Source organism: Streptomyces sp. NPDC093097 (genome assembly GCF_044754325.1).
In the GTDB taxonomy this organism is placed as follows: domain Bacteria; phylum Actinomycetota; class Actinomycetes; order Streptomycetales; family Streptomycetaceae; genus Streptomyces.
On the sequence record NZ_JBIVOW010000005.1, the window covers coordinates 77,895 to 92,453 of the forward strand.

The 14,559-nt window shown below is 66.5% G+C and carries 16 protein-coding genes and 3 pseudogenes; 12 read left to right on the plus strand and 7 right to left on the minus strand.

Going from position 1 to position 14,559, the window contains the following annotated elements; all coding sequences use genetic code 11:
* Window positions 1-60: 60 nt before the first annotated feature.
* The 3 genes from bla to ACIQE0_RS10400 all read left to right on the plus strand — a co-directional run bounded on the left by bla (window position 61) and on the right by ACIQE0_RS10400 (window position 1,501).
* A complete protein-coding gene (bla, locus tag ACIQE0_RS10390; RefSeq protein WP_402330472.1) occupies window positions 61-987 on the plus strand; it encodes a class A beta-lactamase in 927 nt (308 codons plus the stop codon).
* Window positions 988-1,103: 116 nt separating this feature from the next.
* On the plus strand, window positions 1,104-1,415 hold the full coding sequence (locus ACIQE0_RS10395; protein ID WP_402330474.1) for a transposase: 312 nt from the start codon (window positions 1,104-1,106) through the stop codon (window positions 1,413-1,415).
* A complete protein-coding gene (locus tag ACIQE0_RS10400) occupies window positions 1,415-1,501 on the plus strand; it encodes a hypothetical protein (RefSeq protein ID WP_402331047.1) in 87 nt (28 codons plus the stop codon). Before ACIQE0_RS10395 ends, ACIQE0_RS10400 begins: the two co-directional genes overlap by 1 nt.
* A gap of 128 nt (window positions 1,502-1,629) precedes the next feature.
* On the opposite strand, the gene ACIQE0_RS10405 is transcribed toward ACIQE0_RS10400, so the two are convergent.
* A complete protein-coding gene (locus ACIQE0_RS10405; protein ID WP_402330477.1) occupies window positions 1,630-2,058 on the minus strand; it encodes a RidA family protein in 429 nt (142 codons plus the stop codon).
* Window positions 2,055-3,317 carry an aminotransferase class I/II-fold pyridoxal phosphate-dependent enzyme gene (locus ACIQE0_RS10410; RefSeq protein WP_402330480.1) on the minus strand — a complete coding sequence of 421 codons (1,263 nt, stop codon included), beginning with the start codon at window positions 3,315-3,317 and terminating at the stop codon, window positions 2,055-2,057. Before ACIQE0_RS10410 ends, ACIQE0_RS10405 begins: the two co-directional genes overlap by 4 nt.
* A gap of 101 nt (window positions 3,318-3,418) precedes the next feature.
* Between ACIQE0_RS10410 and ACIQE0_RS10415 the strand changes: the two genes are divergently transcribed.
* Complete coding sequence (locus ACIQE0_RS10415) at window positions 3,419-4,213, plus strand: GntR family transcriptional regulator (protein WP_402330482.1); 795 nt, start codon at window positions 3,419-3,421, stop codon at window positions 4,211-4,213.
* Here the strand turns inward: ACIQE0_RS10415 and ACIQE0_RS10420 are convergent.
* Window positions 4,210-4,977 carry a type 1 glutamine amidotransferase gene (locus ACIQE0_RS10420; RefSeq protein ID WP_402330484.1) on the minus strand — a complete coding sequence of 256 codons (768 nt, stop codon included), beginning with the start codon at window positions 4,975-4,977 and terminating at the stop codon, window positions 4,210-4,212. The two genes, ACIQE0_RS10415 and ACIQE0_RS10420, sit on opposite strands and share 4 nt — an antisense overlap.
* Before the next feature lie 306 nt (window positions 4,978-5,283).
* Window positions 5,284-5,784 (minus strand): Tn3 family transposase, encoded by a 501-nt coding sequence (locus tag ACIQE0_RS10425; RefSeq protein ID WP_402330486.1) that lies wholly within the window; start codon window positions 5,782-5,784, stop codon window positions 5,284-5,286.
* A gap of 241 nt (window positions 5,785-6,025) precedes the next feature.
* Between ACIQE0_RS10425 and ACIQE0_RS10430 the strand changes: the two genes are divergently transcribed.
* Both ACIQE0_RS10430 and ACIQE0_RS10435 read left to right on the plus strand, forming a co-directional pair.
* Window positions 6,026-7,387 carry a TrkH family potassium uptake protein gene (locus ACIQE0_RS10430; protein ID WP_402330489.1) on the plus strand — a complete coding sequence of 454 codons (1,362 nt, stop codon included), beginning with the start codon at window positions 6,026-6,028 and terminating at the stop codon, window positions 7,385-7,387.
* The gene (locus ACIQE0_RS10435; protein ID WP_366331037.1) at window positions 7,380-8,099 is read left to right on the plus strand and encodes a TrkA family potassium uptake protein; all 720 of its coding nucleotides are present in this window, start codon (window positions 7,380-7,382) and stop codon (window positions 8,097-8,099) included. The genes ACIQE0_RS10430 and ACIQE0_RS10435 overlap by 8 nt, the downstream gene beginning before the upstream one ends.
* An 87-nt stretch (window positions 8,100-8,186) precedes the next feature.
* Here ACIQE0_RS10435 and ACIQE0_RS10440 read toward each other — a convergent pair.
* Window positions 8,187-8,411, minus strand: a pseudogene (locus ACIQE0_RS10440) (flavodoxin-dependent (E)-4-hydroxy-3-methylbut-2-enyl-diphosphate synthase); the annotation flags it as partial.
* Here ACIQE0_RS10440 and ACIQE0_RS10445 point away from each other — a divergent pair.
* From ACIQE0_RS10445 to ACIQE0_RS10460, 4 genes and pseudogenes are all read left to right on the plus strand, one after another.
* Window positions 8,403-8,669: pseudogene (locus tag ACIQE0_RS10445) on the plus strand (IS701 family transposase); the annotation flags it as partial. The pseudogenes ACIQE0_RS10440 and ACIQE0_RS10445 overlap by 9 nt on opposite strands.
* Window positions 8,670-9,587: 918 nt before the next feature.
* Window positions 9,588-10,424 (plus strand): aldo/keto reductase, encoded by an 837-nt coding sequence (locus ACIQE0_RS10450; RefSeq protein WP_402331049.1) that lies wholly within the window; start codon window positions 9,588-9,590, stop codon window positions 10,422-10,424.
* 392 nt (window positions 10,425-10,816) lie between these two features.
* Complete coding sequence (locus ACIQE0_RS10455; protein ID WP_402330492.1) at window positions 10,817-11,251, plus strand: transposase family protein; 435 nt, start codon at window positions 10,817-10,819, stop codon at window positions 11,249-11,251.
* Window positions 11,166-11,945: pseudogene (locus ACIQE0_RS10460) on the plus strand (phosphotransferase family protein); the annotation flags it as partial. The gene ACIQE0_RS10455 and the pseudogene ACIQE0_RS10460, both read left to right, overlap by 86 nt.
* Here ACIQE0_RS10460 and ACIQE0_RS10465 read toward each other — a convergent pair.
* Window positions 11,885-12,241 carry a winged helix-turn-helix transcriptional regulator gene (locus ACIQE0_RS10465; protein WP_402330494.1) on the minus strand — a complete coding sequence of 119 codons (357 nt, stop codon included), beginning with the start codon at window positions 12,239-12,241 and terminating at the stop codon, window positions 11,885-11,887. The pseudogene ACIQE0_RS10460 and the gene ACIQE0_RS10465 overlap by 61 nt on opposite strands.
* A 106-nt stretch (window positions 12,242-12,347) precedes the next feature.
* Between ACIQE0_RS10465 and ACIQE0_RS10470 the strand changes: the two genes are divergently transcribed.
* A complete protein-coding gene (locus tag ACIQE0_RS10470; protein ID WP_402330497.1) occupies window positions 12,348-13,229 on the plus strand; it encodes an NAD(P)-dependent oxidoreductase in 882 nt (293 codons plus the stop codon).
* A 207-nt stretch (window positions 13,230-13,436) separates the two neighbouring features.
* On the opposite strand, the gene ACIQE0_RS10475 is transcribed toward ACIQE0_RS10470, so the two are convergent.
* Window positions 13,437-13,976, minus strand: a complete 540-nt coding sequence (locus ACIQE0_RS10475) for a TetR/AcrR family transcriptional regulator (protein ID WP_402330499.1) — start codon at window positions 13,974-13,976, stop codon at window positions 13,437-13,439.
* A gap of 152 nt (window positions 13,977-14,128) precedes the next feature.
* Here ACIQE0_RS10475 and ACIQE0_RS10480 point away from each other — a divergent pair, with 152 nt between their 5' ends.
* The gene (locus ACIQE0_RS10480; protein WP_402330502.1) at window positions 14,129-14,542 is read left to right on the plus strand and encodes a PPOX class F420-dependent oxidoreductase; all 414 of its coding nucleotides are present in this window, start codon (window positions 14,129-14,131) and stop codon (window positions 14,540-14,542) included.
* Window positions 14,543-14,559: the final 17 nt, after the last annotated feature.

Genomic DNA, 14,559 nt, shown 5'->3' on the forward strand with positions numbered 1-14,559 from the left:
CGGTACCCGAGCGGTCTCTCTTCTCTGCACTCTTCGACGGGCTTACCTGGAGGTCCGAACATGCAGTCCACTCTTGCCCGGCGTGCCGTTCTCGGAGCGCTCGCTGTGCTCGTCGCCCTTCCGCTTGCCGCATGCGGCCATGGCAGCACCCAGGCGTCACCGGTCCCGGCTGCCGCAACAACGCAGGCGAATCCCGCTGCAAAGCAGTCCGCCGGCGATTTCAAGGAGCTGGAGCGCAAGTACGGCGCGAGGCTTGGGGTCTATGCGGTCAACACGGGCGATGGGCGGGAGGTGGCCTTCAACGCAGATGAGCGATTCGCGTACGCCTCTACCTTCAAGGCGTTCGCCGCCGCTGCCGTCCTACGCAAGTACTCATCGAGCGGCATGGACAAGGTGATCAAGTACACCCGGAGCGATCTGGTCGACCACTCTCCGGTCACCGAGAAGCATGTCGATACCGGAATGACCCTGCGCGATCTGTGTGACGCAGCCGTCCGCTACAGCGACAACGCTGCGGCCAACCTCCTATTCGACGCACTGGGCGGGCCGAAGGGCCTGGCCGCCGCTCTCGCACAGGCAGGTGACACCACCACCAAGGTGGAACGCCGCGAGCCGGAACTGAACGAATGGTCTCCCGGTGCCACACAAGACACCACCACGCCCCGCGCGTGGGCAGCAGACCTGCGGACATTCGTTCTCGGGGACGCCCTCGGCAAGGACGAACGCGAACAGCTCACGCAGTGGCTGCGGACCAACACCACCGGAGACGAACTCATCAGGGCCGGAGTGCCCAAGGGTTGGAAGGTCGGGGACAAGACCGGCGGAGGGGGTGTCTACGCTGTCCGAAACGACATCGCCGTCGTGTGGCCCCCCAACGCCGCCCCCATCGTCATGGCGATCATGTCCAACCGAGGCGCCAAAGACGCCGACTACGACAACAAGCTGATTGCCGAAGCGGCATCCGTGGTCACCAAGACACTGTCGTAGCAACTGAACGGCACGCAGGTGGACGAGGCCGTCGAGCGGTTGATGGACCGCGCCGACGCATCGGGGGCAGCCCCGTTGGGCGAGGGCGGGCTGCTCACGGAGGCCACCCGGGCCGTTTGAGAACGGGCCCCGGACGCGGAGATGGCCGAACACCTCGGCTACGAGAAGCCCGATCCCGCAGGCCGGGGGCGGGCAACAGCCGCACCGGCACCTCGCCGAAGACGGTTCTCACCGATGCCGGGGCGGTCACACTGGCCGTGCCACGTGACCGGACGGGCTCAGTCGAGCCGAGGCTGGTGCCCAAGCACGCCCGGCGGCTGGCCGGGTTCAACGAGCAGATCCTGTCGCTGTACACGCGCGGTATGAGCGTGAGGGCATCCGCTCTCAACTGGCCGGCAGATACGGCGTCGAGGTTTCGCCGGACCTGATCAGCAAGGTCACCGACACCGTCGCCGACAAGCTCGACGCTTGGCAGACACGGCCCCAGGATGCGGTCTGGCCGATCAGCTATTGAAGATCCGCTCCGGGTCCGTGGTCTCCCGCCCGGTCTACCTGGCCGTCGGCATGGACATGGACGGTTGCTGTGATCTTGCCCGCCACCGTTTATGGGAGTGGTCGTGCCTGCCAGCCGACGGCCATGGGCTACGTGTCCTGGTCAGGGTGCGGAGCGTGCGTGCCCTGGGGCAGGTGGAGGATGGCGTCGATTTCGATGGGGATGCCGGGCAGGTCGGTCTGGGTGAGGGTGCGGGCGGGGGGCGGGTCGCTGACGTAGGCGCGGTAGATCTGGTCGAACTCGGATTTGTGGGCGGGGTCGCGCAGGTACACGTTGATCTTGACGGCGTCGTGCAGGGTGCCGCCTGCTGCCTGGGCGAGTGCCTGGAGGTTGTCCAGGGTGCGGCGGGCCTGGAGGGCGAAGGGTTCGGTCGTCATCCGCTCGCCAGAGGGGTGGCGGGGTGTCTGCCCGGAAAGGAAGACCAGGTCGCCTGCGCGTACGGCTTGGCTGTAGGTGCCGGCCGGTGTGGGTGCGGCGGCGGTGCGCAGGGCGATGCGGTGCTGCTGTCCGGTGTTCACAGTCCCTGTTCCTTGCCGAGGTCGTGGAGGGTGGCGATGATGCGGTCCAGCGCCCTTGCCCACTGTTGTTCGTCGCGGGCGTAGCAGAGGCGGAAGTGGCCGTGGCCCGCGGGGCCGAACTGGTAGCCGGGACTGACCAGTACACGGGCGTCGCGGACCAGGCGGGCGGCGACTTCGTGGTCGGGCAGGGCGAGTGCGGCGATGTCGGGGAACAGGTATGCGGTGCCGGCCTGGGGGGTGACGGTGAGGTAGTCCACCTCGCGCAGGCGTTCGGTGGTCATCTCGCGCAGCGCGCGCAGTTCTTCCACGCGGGTGTTGACCCATGCGGTGTCCTCGCGCAGCCAGGGGGTGAGGACGTGCTGGGAGTAGGCGGGTGCGCGCAGGGCCGTGAGGGCCAGGACGTCTTCGATGGCGTCGGCGAGGTGGGGTGGTGCGGTGACGACGCCCAGCCGGTAGCCGGACAGTGACTCGGTCTTCGAGGGTCCGAGGAGGGTGATGCAGCGTCCCGTCAGGGCCGGTTCGGCTGCGAAGTGGGGCAGCGGGCCGTCGTAGACGAGGCGTGCGTAGAGCTGGTCGGCGATGAGGGTCATGCCGTGCTGCTGGACGGTCTTGGCGATCTGAGTGATGGCCTGTGGGCTGTAGACGGCCCCGGTCGGGTTGTTCGGGTGGGAGAGCAGCAGCACCCTGGCACCGCCGCGGGCGGCGGCTGCGAGCGCCTGGAGGTCCAGCCCGGGCCCGCTCGGGGTGTGATGCAGAGGAATGCGGTCCACGTGGGCGCCGAGGTAGTTGATGATGCGCTCGTCGAAGAGATAGTCCGGATCCGGGACAGCGACCCGGCCGCCCTCCTCGACCGTGGCGGACAGCGCGGCGAACAGCGCGGCCTGGGTTCCAGGGGTCAGGACAACCTCACGGTCGGGGTCGAGGGGGACGCCCATGAAGGCGCTGACCGCCTGGGCCACCTGACACCGCACGCCGGCCTCACCACGGTAGGGGGTGTAGGCCAGCTCTCCGCGCCCGGCCGCGGCGGTGAAGTGCGGCAGAGCCCACGGCGGCGGCGGGAAGCGAACCGTGTCGAAATGAGTGGTGTCCAGGACGAGGGCCCCCGGCCCCCCGACCGCATCCCGGCCCCGGGCCTTCTCTCGGACGGCCTGCCGGACGTACTCATCAGCGGCCCTCGCGGACAGGGCGTCTCCTGCGGCGCCGGGCACCGCTGCTCTCGTGAGGCGTGCCGGCCGTGCGGGTATCTCGTGCTCATTCATACCCCGAAAGTACACATAACGAAGTTTTGTATGCAAGAGGTCCCGGGATATGCATGCGGCGGGGTCGCTGCTAGCGTTGGCGGGTGATCAGGAGGTCGGATATGGACAGCGCCGGGACGGCCGCGGAAGGCGCGAGGGCACGGACCACGAAGGCGAACCGGGTCTACGCGGCCTTGCGCGAGGACATCCTTTCCGGGCGTCTGTGCGCCGGGGCGGTGCTGGACGAGGCGGCCCTCGCCCGGTCCTTCGACGTCTCCCGGACCCCGGTCCGCGAAGCGCTGCGCTCGCTGCAGCGCGACGGCCTCCTGCTGGAAGGGGCGCGACGGCAGCTGTTCGTGATCGACGTCTCCGAGCACCGGCGTGAGGTCGTGCTGCTGCGCGAGGCCCTGGAGTCAGCTGCCACGGTCGAGGCGTGCCGCAGGCTGGAGCCGGCCGACCTGGATGGATTGCGCCTGGCGGTGATCCGCCAGCGCAGGGCCGCACGCGCCGGGGACGCGCAGGAGTTCTTCCGCCTGGACGAGGAGTTCCACCGCGCTCTGGCCGACGTGGCGCGGATGCCGCTGCTGTCGATGCTGCTCGGCCAGCTCGGAGCCTTCGTCCACCTCGCACGCGCCGACCAGGCCACCGACACCGGGCACATGCTGGGCGTGGCCGAGGAACACGAACGACTCCTCGACCTGCTCGAAGCACGCGACGCCCTGACACTGCGGGCCGCTCTGATCACCCACATCCACGACCTCGCCCCCCGGCACCCCTCCAGCGCACCGCATAACGAGACCGGACGTGACACCACGACAGACCGGCGCCACGAGAAGGATCAGCCGGGCGAACCGAGTGACGGGGCTCTGGAGGAGCAGCCGGACGTCAGCTCGTCCAGAACCCCGTCGGCCCCCTAGCCGCGGGCACCACCGGCGCAGTCAACCGCCCGCCGGATCGCGCGTGTGCGCGCGATCTGCTCCAGCCATCCGCCCATCAGCAGCTCGGCCTGGTGCTCCAGGGCCGCAGCCCGCCGCTCGTGCTCGGCCAGGAACGCGCCCACGCCCCCGGGCCCCAGGCTGCGCTCAGCCGCCCGGCGGTAGGAGTCGTCCGTGAGCCACTGCCGCGCCAGGACGGGGGTCACCTCCAGGTGGAACTGGATGCCATAGGCACTCGGCCCGACGCGGAAGGCATGGGGGTAGCGCTGCGAGCTCGCCAGGAGCTCCGCATGCGCGGGCAGCCGGAAGGTGTCGCTGTGCCAGGCCATCACCGTCGGGCGGCCATCCTCGCCTCCCGCGGCCGCCGCCCACGCCGCCAGCACCGGATCGCGCCGCCCGGCATCCGTCAGCTCCACCGGCACGTGCCCGACCTCGGCCCCTGCCCCCGGCACACACGCTCCGCCCGTGGCCGCCGCAAGAAGCTGGGCTCCCAGACACACACCCCAGTACGGAATCCCCCGCAGCACGGCCTCCTCGATCAGACGGCACTCCCCGCTGTTACCGGGATGCAGCCCGCTGACCGTGCCCGGCCCGCCCATGACCACCAGCGCATCCACTCCCTCAAGCGAAGCCGGCGGCCGCGGATCGGCGTACGAGACCACCCGAACCTCTTCAACGCGCCAGCCGCGACTGGCCAGCAGCCGCCCGTACACCCCCGCCGGCTCCGCATCGACATGCGTCACCACCAAGGCCCTGCCAGGACCGCCGCCCCACGTCCCGTTCACCACAGCAGACACCGCCTCACGCACAGAGAAGGGAGCCCGGCCGCGCGGTCTTCCACGCGCCACACCCCTGTTTTGCATACAAAACAGATCTCAGTACACAAGAGGAGGTGTTGCCCGTCAACTGTGCACACCTTCCGGCGGCAGGCCGGCCGCCAGCTCCTCGGGCATGCCATCGGCACGAGCTGCCGGGCTGGACACGGCCTCCGGCCCCAGAAGCCGAACGGTAAACGCGCCCGTATCGGCTCCCGGGACCTCGCCATAGCGGGATCAAGCGGCTGTGCGGAAGCCTCCTGCGGCGAGATCTTGGTCGCACAGCTGGGCGACGTCGACCTCCGGCTTCATCTCATACGGTCCGGGCTGGATGCCGAGCTCGTGCGTGGAGTACTCGCCGAAGCGGTTGATGTGCTCGGCGAGGCACGGCGAGACGTGCGCGAGGTCCTCCGGCTCGATCGTCCAGCCCTCCTCCAGCAGCCGGCGAACGATCTCGGCGATGTCCAGGGCGCTGTGAAAAATGACCGCGCTCGTGAGCAAAGCGTTGAATTTCGCCGCCTTCTCCTGCTCGCCCCTCCACCGCTTCGACTGCGACAGGAGAGCCGGTCGGGCGGACGGACAAGACAGTGATGGGACCTTTGGCCGGGCTCCTATGAGGTCACAGTCGCCCGACCGGCCACGTGCCGGGCGACACCGCCCGGAAGGTCGACAATTCCAACCAAGGAGCGCCGAAGCGCCAGTCAGTCGGTGCGTCAGACCTCCGAGCGGTGCCGTCACCAATCCTCACTGTCAGTCGTTCTGACGGAGGGCTTTGAAGGCCGGGGCGTGGAACGTCGCGCCGCGGGCGTGTTCAGCGAGCTCATTGGTACTGACTCCGGTCTCCTGCCGACCGTATACGTCGAGAGCGACATCCTGGGGATAAGCTGAAATCTGCGACAAATGCCAGTGTGCGGCCAATAGGCTTTGTTCAGAACAAAACTGACGGATGCAAAGGCGGTCGGATGCGGTGCCCAAACGTATGACGCGGTTGTGGCACTTGCTGACGGTCGTCCACCCGGCTCGCACGGTCGTCACAGCCTTCGCCGCGGTGGTCCTGGGCGGGACCGTGCTGTTGTCGCTGCCTGTTTCATCCCGGGCGAACGGCACCTCTGGCCTCGTCACCTCGTTGTTCACCTCAACCTCAGCCGTATGCGTGACTGGACTGGTGGTGGTCGACACCGGTACGTACTGGAGTGGCTTCGGCGCAGGCGTCATCCTTGTGCTCATCCAGGTCGGCGGCTTCGGCATCATGGCGTTGGCCTCGTTGCTCGCGCTGCTGGTGTCCGGGAAGCTGAGGCTTCGGATGCAGCTGAGCGCCCAGGCGGAGACCAAGAGCCTGGGCATCGGAGACGTGCGCCGGGTCCTGCTCGGGGTCGCGATCACCACTGCCACCGTCGAACTCGCCGTCGGCACCAGCCTCGCCCTGCGTTTTCGCCACGGGTACGGTGAGCCACTCGGCAAGGCCATGTACATGGGCTTCTTCCATGCGATTTCGGCCTTCAACAACGCCGGCTTCGGGTTGCACGCAGACAGCCTCACCCGATACGCCCAGGACCCCTGGGTGACGCTCCCCGTCGCAGTGGCGGTCGTCCTGGGAGGCATCGGGTTCCCCGTACTGCTGGAGGTCCTGCGCCACCGCCTGCAACGGCCCACCAGCGGGCGCCGGGGCTGGTCGCTGCACACCAAACTGACGCTGGTCACCACAGCCGCTCTGCTGGTGGCGGGCACAGCGCTCACCTGTCTGCTGGAATGGACCAACCCAAACACGCTGGGACACTTTGACTGGGACGAGAAGCTGCTGAACGGCTTCTTTCACTCTGCGATGAGCCGTACCGCCGGATTCAACACCCTCGACATCGGCGAGATGCAAGCCTCGACGCTGCTGATGACGTGCATCCTGATGTTCATCGGCGGCGGCAGTGCGGGCACTGCCGGCGGCATCAAGGTCACCACCTTCGCGGTACTCGCCGCGGCGATCCTGGCCGAAGTACGCGGCGAACCGGATTCCGCCGTCATGAAACGGCGCCTGGAACCACATGTCCTGCGCCAGGCACTGACCGTGGCACTACTCGGCGTGGGACTCGTGACCGCCGCCACGATCTCGCTGCTCACCATCGTCGATGCGTCGTTCGAGGATGTGCTCTTCGAGACGGTGTCCGCCTTCGGAACCGTCGGACTGTCCCCCGGGATCACGGCGGACCTCCCAACGGCCGGTCGCCTGATCCTCATCCTGCTCATGTTCGTCGGCCGACTCGGACCGATCACCCTGGCCTCGGCACTCGCCCTGCGTGAACGGACCCGCCGCTACCAACTACCCCAGGAGCGACCGATCATTGGGTAATTACCTGCACTCCCTGCGCCGTCGCCGCCGCGAGCGACTCGCCACACAGCACCGGGAACTGAGTGACGAGCGGGTCGCCGTGATCGGCCTGGGCCGCTTCGGCAGCTCACTGGCCCACGAACTGACGCGCCGTGGCTGGGACGTCCTCGGGATCGACACCGACGCGGCCCTTGTCCAAAGGCACAGTGAGGCGCTGACCCATTCCGTCATTGCCGATTGCACTGACCCGGAAGCACTCCGGCAGCTCGGGGCGCACGAGATCACCATCGCGGTCGTCGGCATCGGCACCGACATCGAGGCCAGCATCCTCATCACCTCCAACCTGCTGGATGCGGGCGTGCCCAACATCTGGGCCAAAGCCGTCAGCCAGCAGCACGGTCGGATCCTGGAGCGCATTGGTGCCCATCATGTCGTTCTGCCCGAACATGAGATGGGCGAACGCGTAGCCCATCTGGTGACGGGACAGATGCTCGACTTCATCGAGTTCGACAACAACTACGCCCTCGTCAAGGCCATCGCGCCCGACGTCGTCACAGGCGCCCCGCTCGGGCAGACCGCGGTGCGCAGTCGGTACGGTGTGACCGTTGTCGGCATCAAGCGATCGGGCGAGGACTTCACTTACGCCACCGCTGAAACGGTTGTCGAAAAAGGCGACATCATCATCGTCACCGGTAAGACACGCGCGGTGGAGGCTTTCTCCGGACTCAGCTGACGCATGCACAAGAACCTACAGTCAGTCTCCCGGGACGAAGGGGCTCACCCCGCAACCGAAGCCTGCGGGGTGAGCCCCTTCGGGCGTGGCGTCGTTGGCGGCTCGTGCGATCTCGCCCACGCGGTCGTCGAAGCGTTTGATGTTGCCGGGGTTGACGCGGACCGCCGCGCAGCCGGCATCGATCGCGGCGAAGACGTAGCAGGGCTGGGAGTGAGTGACCGCGATTACGGGGGTCGGGGACTTGGCCGTGATGGCGGGCAGGACGTTGGCGTCGTCCTGCTATGGGACGGCGACGCGCACGATGAGGAGACCTTCCAGAGCCTGAAGGGGCTGGACGGGCTGGACAAGCACCAGGTCCGCCGCTACCCCTCCTGGACCCACCGGGTCACCCTCGCCATGCTGGCCCATGCCTTCCTCGCAGTCGTCCGCGCCAACGAACACGCCCACCGCCCCAGGCCGGACGACCTGATCCCGCTGACCTGCAACGAGATCCAGCACCTGTTCATCACCCTCGTCGTGCGGCCCTTCAGCGATGCAGCCCACCGGCAGCAGTCCGCAACCCAGACATGAAGAACACGATCTACAGCTGGAGTACAACTCCAGGGGCTGGGCCCATCGAGTTGCCGGTCCGGCGGCTGCTCTCTGACAACGCCGTCTTGCAGGGTGACGTTCGCCGAGCAGGTCGCGGGGCTGACGTTCTGGTATGGGCGGGGATGCTCGGGGTGGTGACGAACCGGATGTCCATACTGCGGCTGGTCATGGCCTTGCCCAGCCTGGCCTGCTCCGTCCCTCGTGTTCTGAGAGTCGACCGTTACGGCACCATCCTGGTCGACTGCGAGGCCCGGCAGCGCATCGGGTGTTCTACCAGGCCGGGATGGAGAGACGCTGACCTGGCGGCTGATCGAGCACTTCGGCGTCGAGATCGTGTGCCGGGACTGGGGCACCTGATATACGGATGGCGCTCGCACCGGGGCTACAAACCCGCAATAAACGGCTCATCGCACATTCAGCGCCTATATTGCGAGAAGTTTCTTTTCGTGCTTTCCTGCACGAAGGGGCAGCGCGCGAGCTTCGATGCAAGCCCACCGAAGCGGCGGCGGCCGCGTTGAACGAACAGGTGTGACTTGCTGCAATTTGGCCACTTATCAGGCTTCCGAAGAGTGGCCCATAATCCACCCACCAAGATAGCCTCTCCCTGGCGCGATAGAGTAAGCGCGCTTCGCGCTGTCGATCACTGTCCTAAATCGACGCAGCACGCTGAGCTCACTACCTCAAAGCCTAAAGTCAAGAATGCAGAGCATTAGAAGCCGGATAGGCTTCTGGAGCCGTCGGCATATTACGCCAGACTCCCCTTTCGCCCGCGAAAGGAATTACGCCGAGATGCGTTACAGAAATGTTGGATGGCAAGGACTCGAACTCCCTCTACTGTCTCTCGGTTTGAGTTCTCTCTTCGACCGGAATTCTCCTTTGGGAGGGTATCGCGAAGTCATGCTACACGCCTTCGATAAAGGCATCGTAAGCTTTGACTTGTCAACCACCTGTGGCGCGCTGTGCCCCGTAGCCGAGGAGATGTTCGGGATCATTTTGAATCGTGACCTTCACCCCTACAGGGAGAGCTTGGTCGTATCAACACGAGTTGGATACGGCACGGCGCAGAGGGTAAATGGGTGGGGGTCTCAAAAATTTATAGCGGAAAGCCTGGAGCGGTCGCTTCATCGCACCGGGTTGGATTATGTCGACATCTTCTACGCTCACCGCTACGACCCTGACATCCCCCTAGAAGAGACCATGCAAGCTCTCGCATCTGCGGTCTATCGGGGCAGGTGTTTGCGCGTTGGGATTTCCGCATACCCCTCAAGCAAAATTGGGCAAGCCAAGGCACTACTGAGAGAGTTGGGCGTACCATTGTGCGCCTACCGCGGACCTTTTTCATTGTTTCAGCAATGGGGGAAAACGAATCTAGCCGAGATGCTGTCTGAAGCAGGCATCGGTTGGATTTCTACTGATCCTCTAAACGGCGGAATCTTGAGCACTTGCACCTCGAGTAGGCCGACACTAACCCGCGACTCGATCGAGAGTTCAACGGAAGTGCAGACACAGCTAAGCTGCCTTTCCCTTATGGCCGCCATGCGAGGGCAATCCATTGAACAGATGGCGATATCGTGGGTGGCAAATCATCCATGGATTAGTTCAGTAGTGGTTGATGTCTCGAGCCGCAGGCAGCTCGACGAAGCCGTCATCGCAGCATGCTCTGCTGGTTTCACAGGGGATGAACTAGCCAGCATAAACTCGATGACCGCTCATTGTGAAACGCTTCGGCGATAACGCATCGTACGCGATTATCGCCAACCCTTCTGAGATGGTCACATCAAATAGGACGCAGCTACCGGGAGTAACATCATGCCCGATGAATACCTTTCTCTCGCAGCTTCCCTGATTCATGAATTGACAGAAGAAGTAGTTCCAAATCTACTCAAGGCCCACCTACTCACGACCTCTGAGGCTGCGGAAATAGCGCAGGCGGCCTCTGAGTGCATTAGGCAATTGGTTAGTCGAGGCTGCTTGAGTCCCGTAGTGAAGGTTTCTCATCCTGTGCCGCAGGAGTGATGACGGTGCGGACGAGGGCGTAACAGGGCAAGGAGGCTGGTCGTTGCGTTGGTGATCTCACTCGCCGCCAACATCCCGACAGCAGCAGCCTTGTGGTCCGGTATCGAGCCATGCTCGATGTCCCGCACGAGGTCGTTGAGCATGTTTCCCGGCTGATCCATGCCCGAAGGTGTGAACGGAAGTCCCGCTGGCGACGGCTCGGACGCTTCCGACAGGCCCTGCTGGCGCTGGTCCAGCTGCGCAAGAACGAGACGCTCGCCCGGGCCGCGGCCGGCTTCGACGTCTCGACCGCGACCGCCGGGCGGTACGTCACCGAGACCGTCGAGATCCTCGCCGAACGCGCACCGGATCTCCGGACAGTGCTGCGGACCCCGCCGACGGAGGGCTTCGACATCCGCGACGGCACGCTGATCCCCACCGACCATATCGCCGCAGGTGAACCGCACTTCTCGCAAGAGCACCCGGGCAGCGGCCGCCCGGTTGCCCGAGCGGGCGGCCGCCCTGCACGCACTCGCCGGCCTCGACCTCGGCTTCCGCATACCTGAGCCGCTGCTTCAGGGCGGTGCCCACGGCACCGACGAGGCGCCGTTCCTGGTACTCAGTCGCATTCCCGGGTAACCGCTGGAGACCGACACGCTCAACGATGCCCACGTGGTCGACACCGTGGCGGCGCAGTACGCCACGCTGCTGTCCGGCCTGGTCCGTGCCGGCACCGACGAGAGGGTACGAGCAGCTCTCCCTCAGGCACCAGAAGACCGATGGCGGCGGTTCGCGGAGGACGTGCGCGCGGAGCTGTTCCCGCTCATGTCCGACAGCGGGCGCCTACGGACCGAGCGGGAACTGGCAGCACTCGACAGCCTTCCCCACGTCACCCCAGCCGTGGTGCACGGCGACCTCGGTGCCGAAAACGTCCGGTGGGAGTGGACGCACGGCCTGCCGCGCCTCTCCGGAGTACTCGACTGGGACGATGTCGCACTCAGCGACCCGGCCGAGGACCTCGCGGCCATCGGTGCCGGCTACGGCCGTGAGCTCCTGGAGCGGGTGCTCGCCCTGGGCGGCCGACCACACCACGGACTTCTTATCCGCATCGCCGCGATCCGCGGCACCTTCGCCCTGCAGCAAGCCCTCTACGCCCTCCGCGACGGCGACGAGGCAGAACTCGCGGACGGCCTGACCGACTACCGCTCCCCCGGTCCTTGGGCGGTCGAACGCTCGCGTCCCCAGGCGGCCAGCGGTTGAAGGGCGTCGTTGAGGCGCGCACCGTCCTCGGTCAGCGAGTACTCGACGCGAGGCGGCACCTCGTCGTAGGACACCCGGCGCACGACGCCGTCCGCTTCCATCTCGCGCAGGTGCGAGGCCAACACCTTCTCGGTGATGCCCGGCAGCAGTCGACGCAGCTCGCCGAAGCGGCGACAGGGGAGCTCATGGAGCGCCCAGAGGATCAGCACCTTCCACTTCCCGCCGATCACCTCCATCGCGGTGTCGATCCCGCAGACATGTCCGTCTGATGTGCCCGGCCGGTTCAGCGTCGTCATGCCCCACCCTCGTAAACCCTGCTGACGTGCTTGCTCACCTCAGGGTAACCACCCACTCCAAAGTGCGTACTTGATCACCATCGGGCCGTTGACCAGCATCTTCGGCATGACACAGCACCTTGTTGAGAAGACCCCCGTCACCCTGCTGGGCCTCGGCGCGATGGGTACCGCACTGGCCCGTACCTGGCTTGCCGCGGACCACCCGCTCACCGTCTGGAACCGCACCCCGGCCCGCGCCGCGGCACTCGCCGCCGAGGGCGCGAGGGCCGTGGACAGCGCCGCCGACGCGGTCGCGGCGAACACCCTGATCATTACCTGCCTGTTGGACGACTCGTCGGTCGAGGAGGTGCTGGCAGGCACCGATCTGGCCGGCAAGGACCTGGTCAACCTGACCACCAGCACCCCCGCGCAGGCCCGCGCCCGCGCCGAGTGGGCCCGCGAGCGCGGCGCCCGCTATCTGGACGGCGGAATCATGGCCGTCCCCCCGATGGTCGGCATCCCGGAGGCCGGCGGTTACGTCTTCTACAGCGGCTCGACGGAGCTGTTCGAGCAGCACCAGCAGACCCTGGGCGTCCCAGTCGGCACCACCTACGTCGGCGCCGATGCGGGCTTCGCGGCCCTGCACGACGTGGCCCTGCTCAGCGCCATGTACGGAATGTTCGCCGGGGCCGCGCACGCCTTCGCCCTGATCCGCAGGGAGAACATCGACCCCACCTCGCTCGCCCCGCTGCTCGCGGACTGGCTCGTCGCGATGGCCCCGTCGGTCCACCAGACCGCCGACCAACTGCGCGGCGGCGACTACACCAAGGGCGTCGTCTCCAACCTCGCCATGCAGGTGGCCGGCACCCCCACCTTCCTGGACACCGCCGAGCAACAGGGCGTCAGCCCGGAACTGCTCACCCCCTACTTCGAGTTGATGCGCCGCCGCCTGGCCGAAGGCAGTGGAGAGGAGGACCTGACGGGCGTGATCGACCTGCTGGTGCGCTGACCTGCCACCTGCTGCCCCGAGACGACCGCGCTGGTCACAGACCTCAACCACAGGCTGTGGCCGGCGCTTTCGCAGCTTGGCCTGGGGCGCCGTGCAGGGCCTCGACAGCATCGCGCTCGCCCATGACGAGCCCTCGGGGCAACCGGCTGGTGCCACCCCTACCGCGGACCGTTGTCCGGCGGTCGGGTGCCCGGTGGCCCTGCCGTATTACGCGGGACCGAGGCCGGCGATCAGGGACTGGGTCACCATGTCGGCTCCCTTGGCAGCCGACAACTCCGGCATCTCGTGTGAGGCGATGTTGGTGAGGTGGATGAGCGTGAAGCGGGCCCAGCGGTCCGGAAGTCCTGGGCGGATGGCGCCTTCGCGCACTGCGCGGTCCAGGAAGGCGTCGAGTTGCTTGATCAGCCGGCTGAGGCGGGCGGTGGACGCGTCGTCCCGCACTTGTTGAACGTCCACCGGCCACTGCCTGCTGACGGTGATGATGCCCTCCGCGTACCGGTGCAGCGCCACCATCACGGGCGCCTCGGTCAGCCGCGCCTCGGCGATGACCTTCTCGCAGGCGTCGAGCTTGGCGGCATATACGGCGGCCATGAGGGCCTCGCGGGTCGTGAAGCGGCGGTAGACGGTACGCCGGTCGACGCCTGCCTCAGCCGCGATCGCCGCGATGCTCGTGCCGGGGTCACGAGCCAGCAGACGTGCTCCGGTCTGCAGGACCGCGTCCAGGTTGCGTGCCGCATCAGCTCTCATGGCAACCGGAGCATACGCAGGGGCGGGTCTGATGGGCCAATAGACGGCACAACACTATTGCGGATTCGCGCTTAACTGTCACATAGTTGTGGCACAACTTTCTTTGTCCGGCGCGTCTGCCGTCGCGGCATCTCTCATTCCAGGAGTCCTGCGTGAGCCCGGTCCACCTGTCCGAGAAGCTCAAAGAAGCCCTCGATTCCAAGGTCTTCGTCACCGTGGCGACCCTTCGGCCTGATGGCAGCCCGCACCAGTCCGTGGTCTGGGTGGGAAGGGACGGCGATGATCTCTTCTTCGTGACCGGTGTCGACAAGGTCAAGGTGCGCAATCTGCGGCGCGACCCCCGGCTGAGCGTGACAGTCAACCCGCCGGACGAGCCCTACGGTTACGCGGTGATCACTGGCACCGCCCGCTTCGAGGGCCCGGGCAGCCGCGCGCGCATGGACGAACTGGCCGTCAAGTACACCGGCAAGACCTACGCCGAGCACCACCCGGAGTCGTACGCCACCCTCCCGGAACTGGTCACCGTCCACGTCACCCCCGAAAGGATCGCGGCCCGGTTCCTGTGAGGCCAAGAGGCAGAAAG

What these genes read in the sequence shown, in the direction of transcription:
- ACIQE0_RS10470 (WP_402330497.1), top strand. Translation starts at nt 12,348, where the DNA reads ATGACACAGCACCTTGTTGAGAAGACCCCCGTCACCCTGCTGGGCCTC.
- ACIQE0_RS10410 (WP_402330480.1), bottom strand. Translation starts at nt 3,317, where the DNA reads ATGAATGAGCACGAGATACCCGCACGGCCGGCACGCCTCACGAGAGCA.
- bla (WP_402330472.1), top strand. Translation starts at nt 61, where the DNA reads ATGCAGTCCACTCTTGCCCGGCGTGCCGTTCTCGGAGCGCTCGCTGTG.
- ACIQE0_RS10455 (WP_402330492.1), top strand. Translation starts at nt 10,817, where the DNA reads ATGCTCGATGTCCCGCACGAGGTCGTTGAGCATGTTTCCCGGCTGATC.
- ACIQE0_RS10465 (WP_402330494.1), bottom strand. Translation starts at nt 12,241, where the DNA reads ATGACGACGCTGAACCGGCCGGGCACATCAGACGGACATGTCTGCGGG.
- ACIQE0_RS10475 (WP_402330499.1), bottom strand. Translation starts at nt 13,976, where the DNA reads ATGAGAGCTGATGCGGCACGCAACCTGGACGCGGTCCTGCAGACCGGA.
- ACIQE0_RS10415 (WP_402330482.1), top strand. Translation starts at nt 3,419, where the DNA reads ATGGACAGCGCCGGGACGGCCGCGGAAGGCGCGAGGGCACGGACCACG.
- ACIQE0_RS10430 (WP_402330489.1), top strand. Translation starts at nt 6,026, where the DNA reads ATGACGCGGTTGTGGCACTTGCTGACGGTCGTCCACCCGGCTCGCACG.
- ACIQE0_RS10450 (WP_402331049.1), top strand. Translation starts at nt 9,588, where the DNA reads ATGCTACACGCCTTCGATAAAGGCATCGTAAGCTTTGACTTGTCAACC.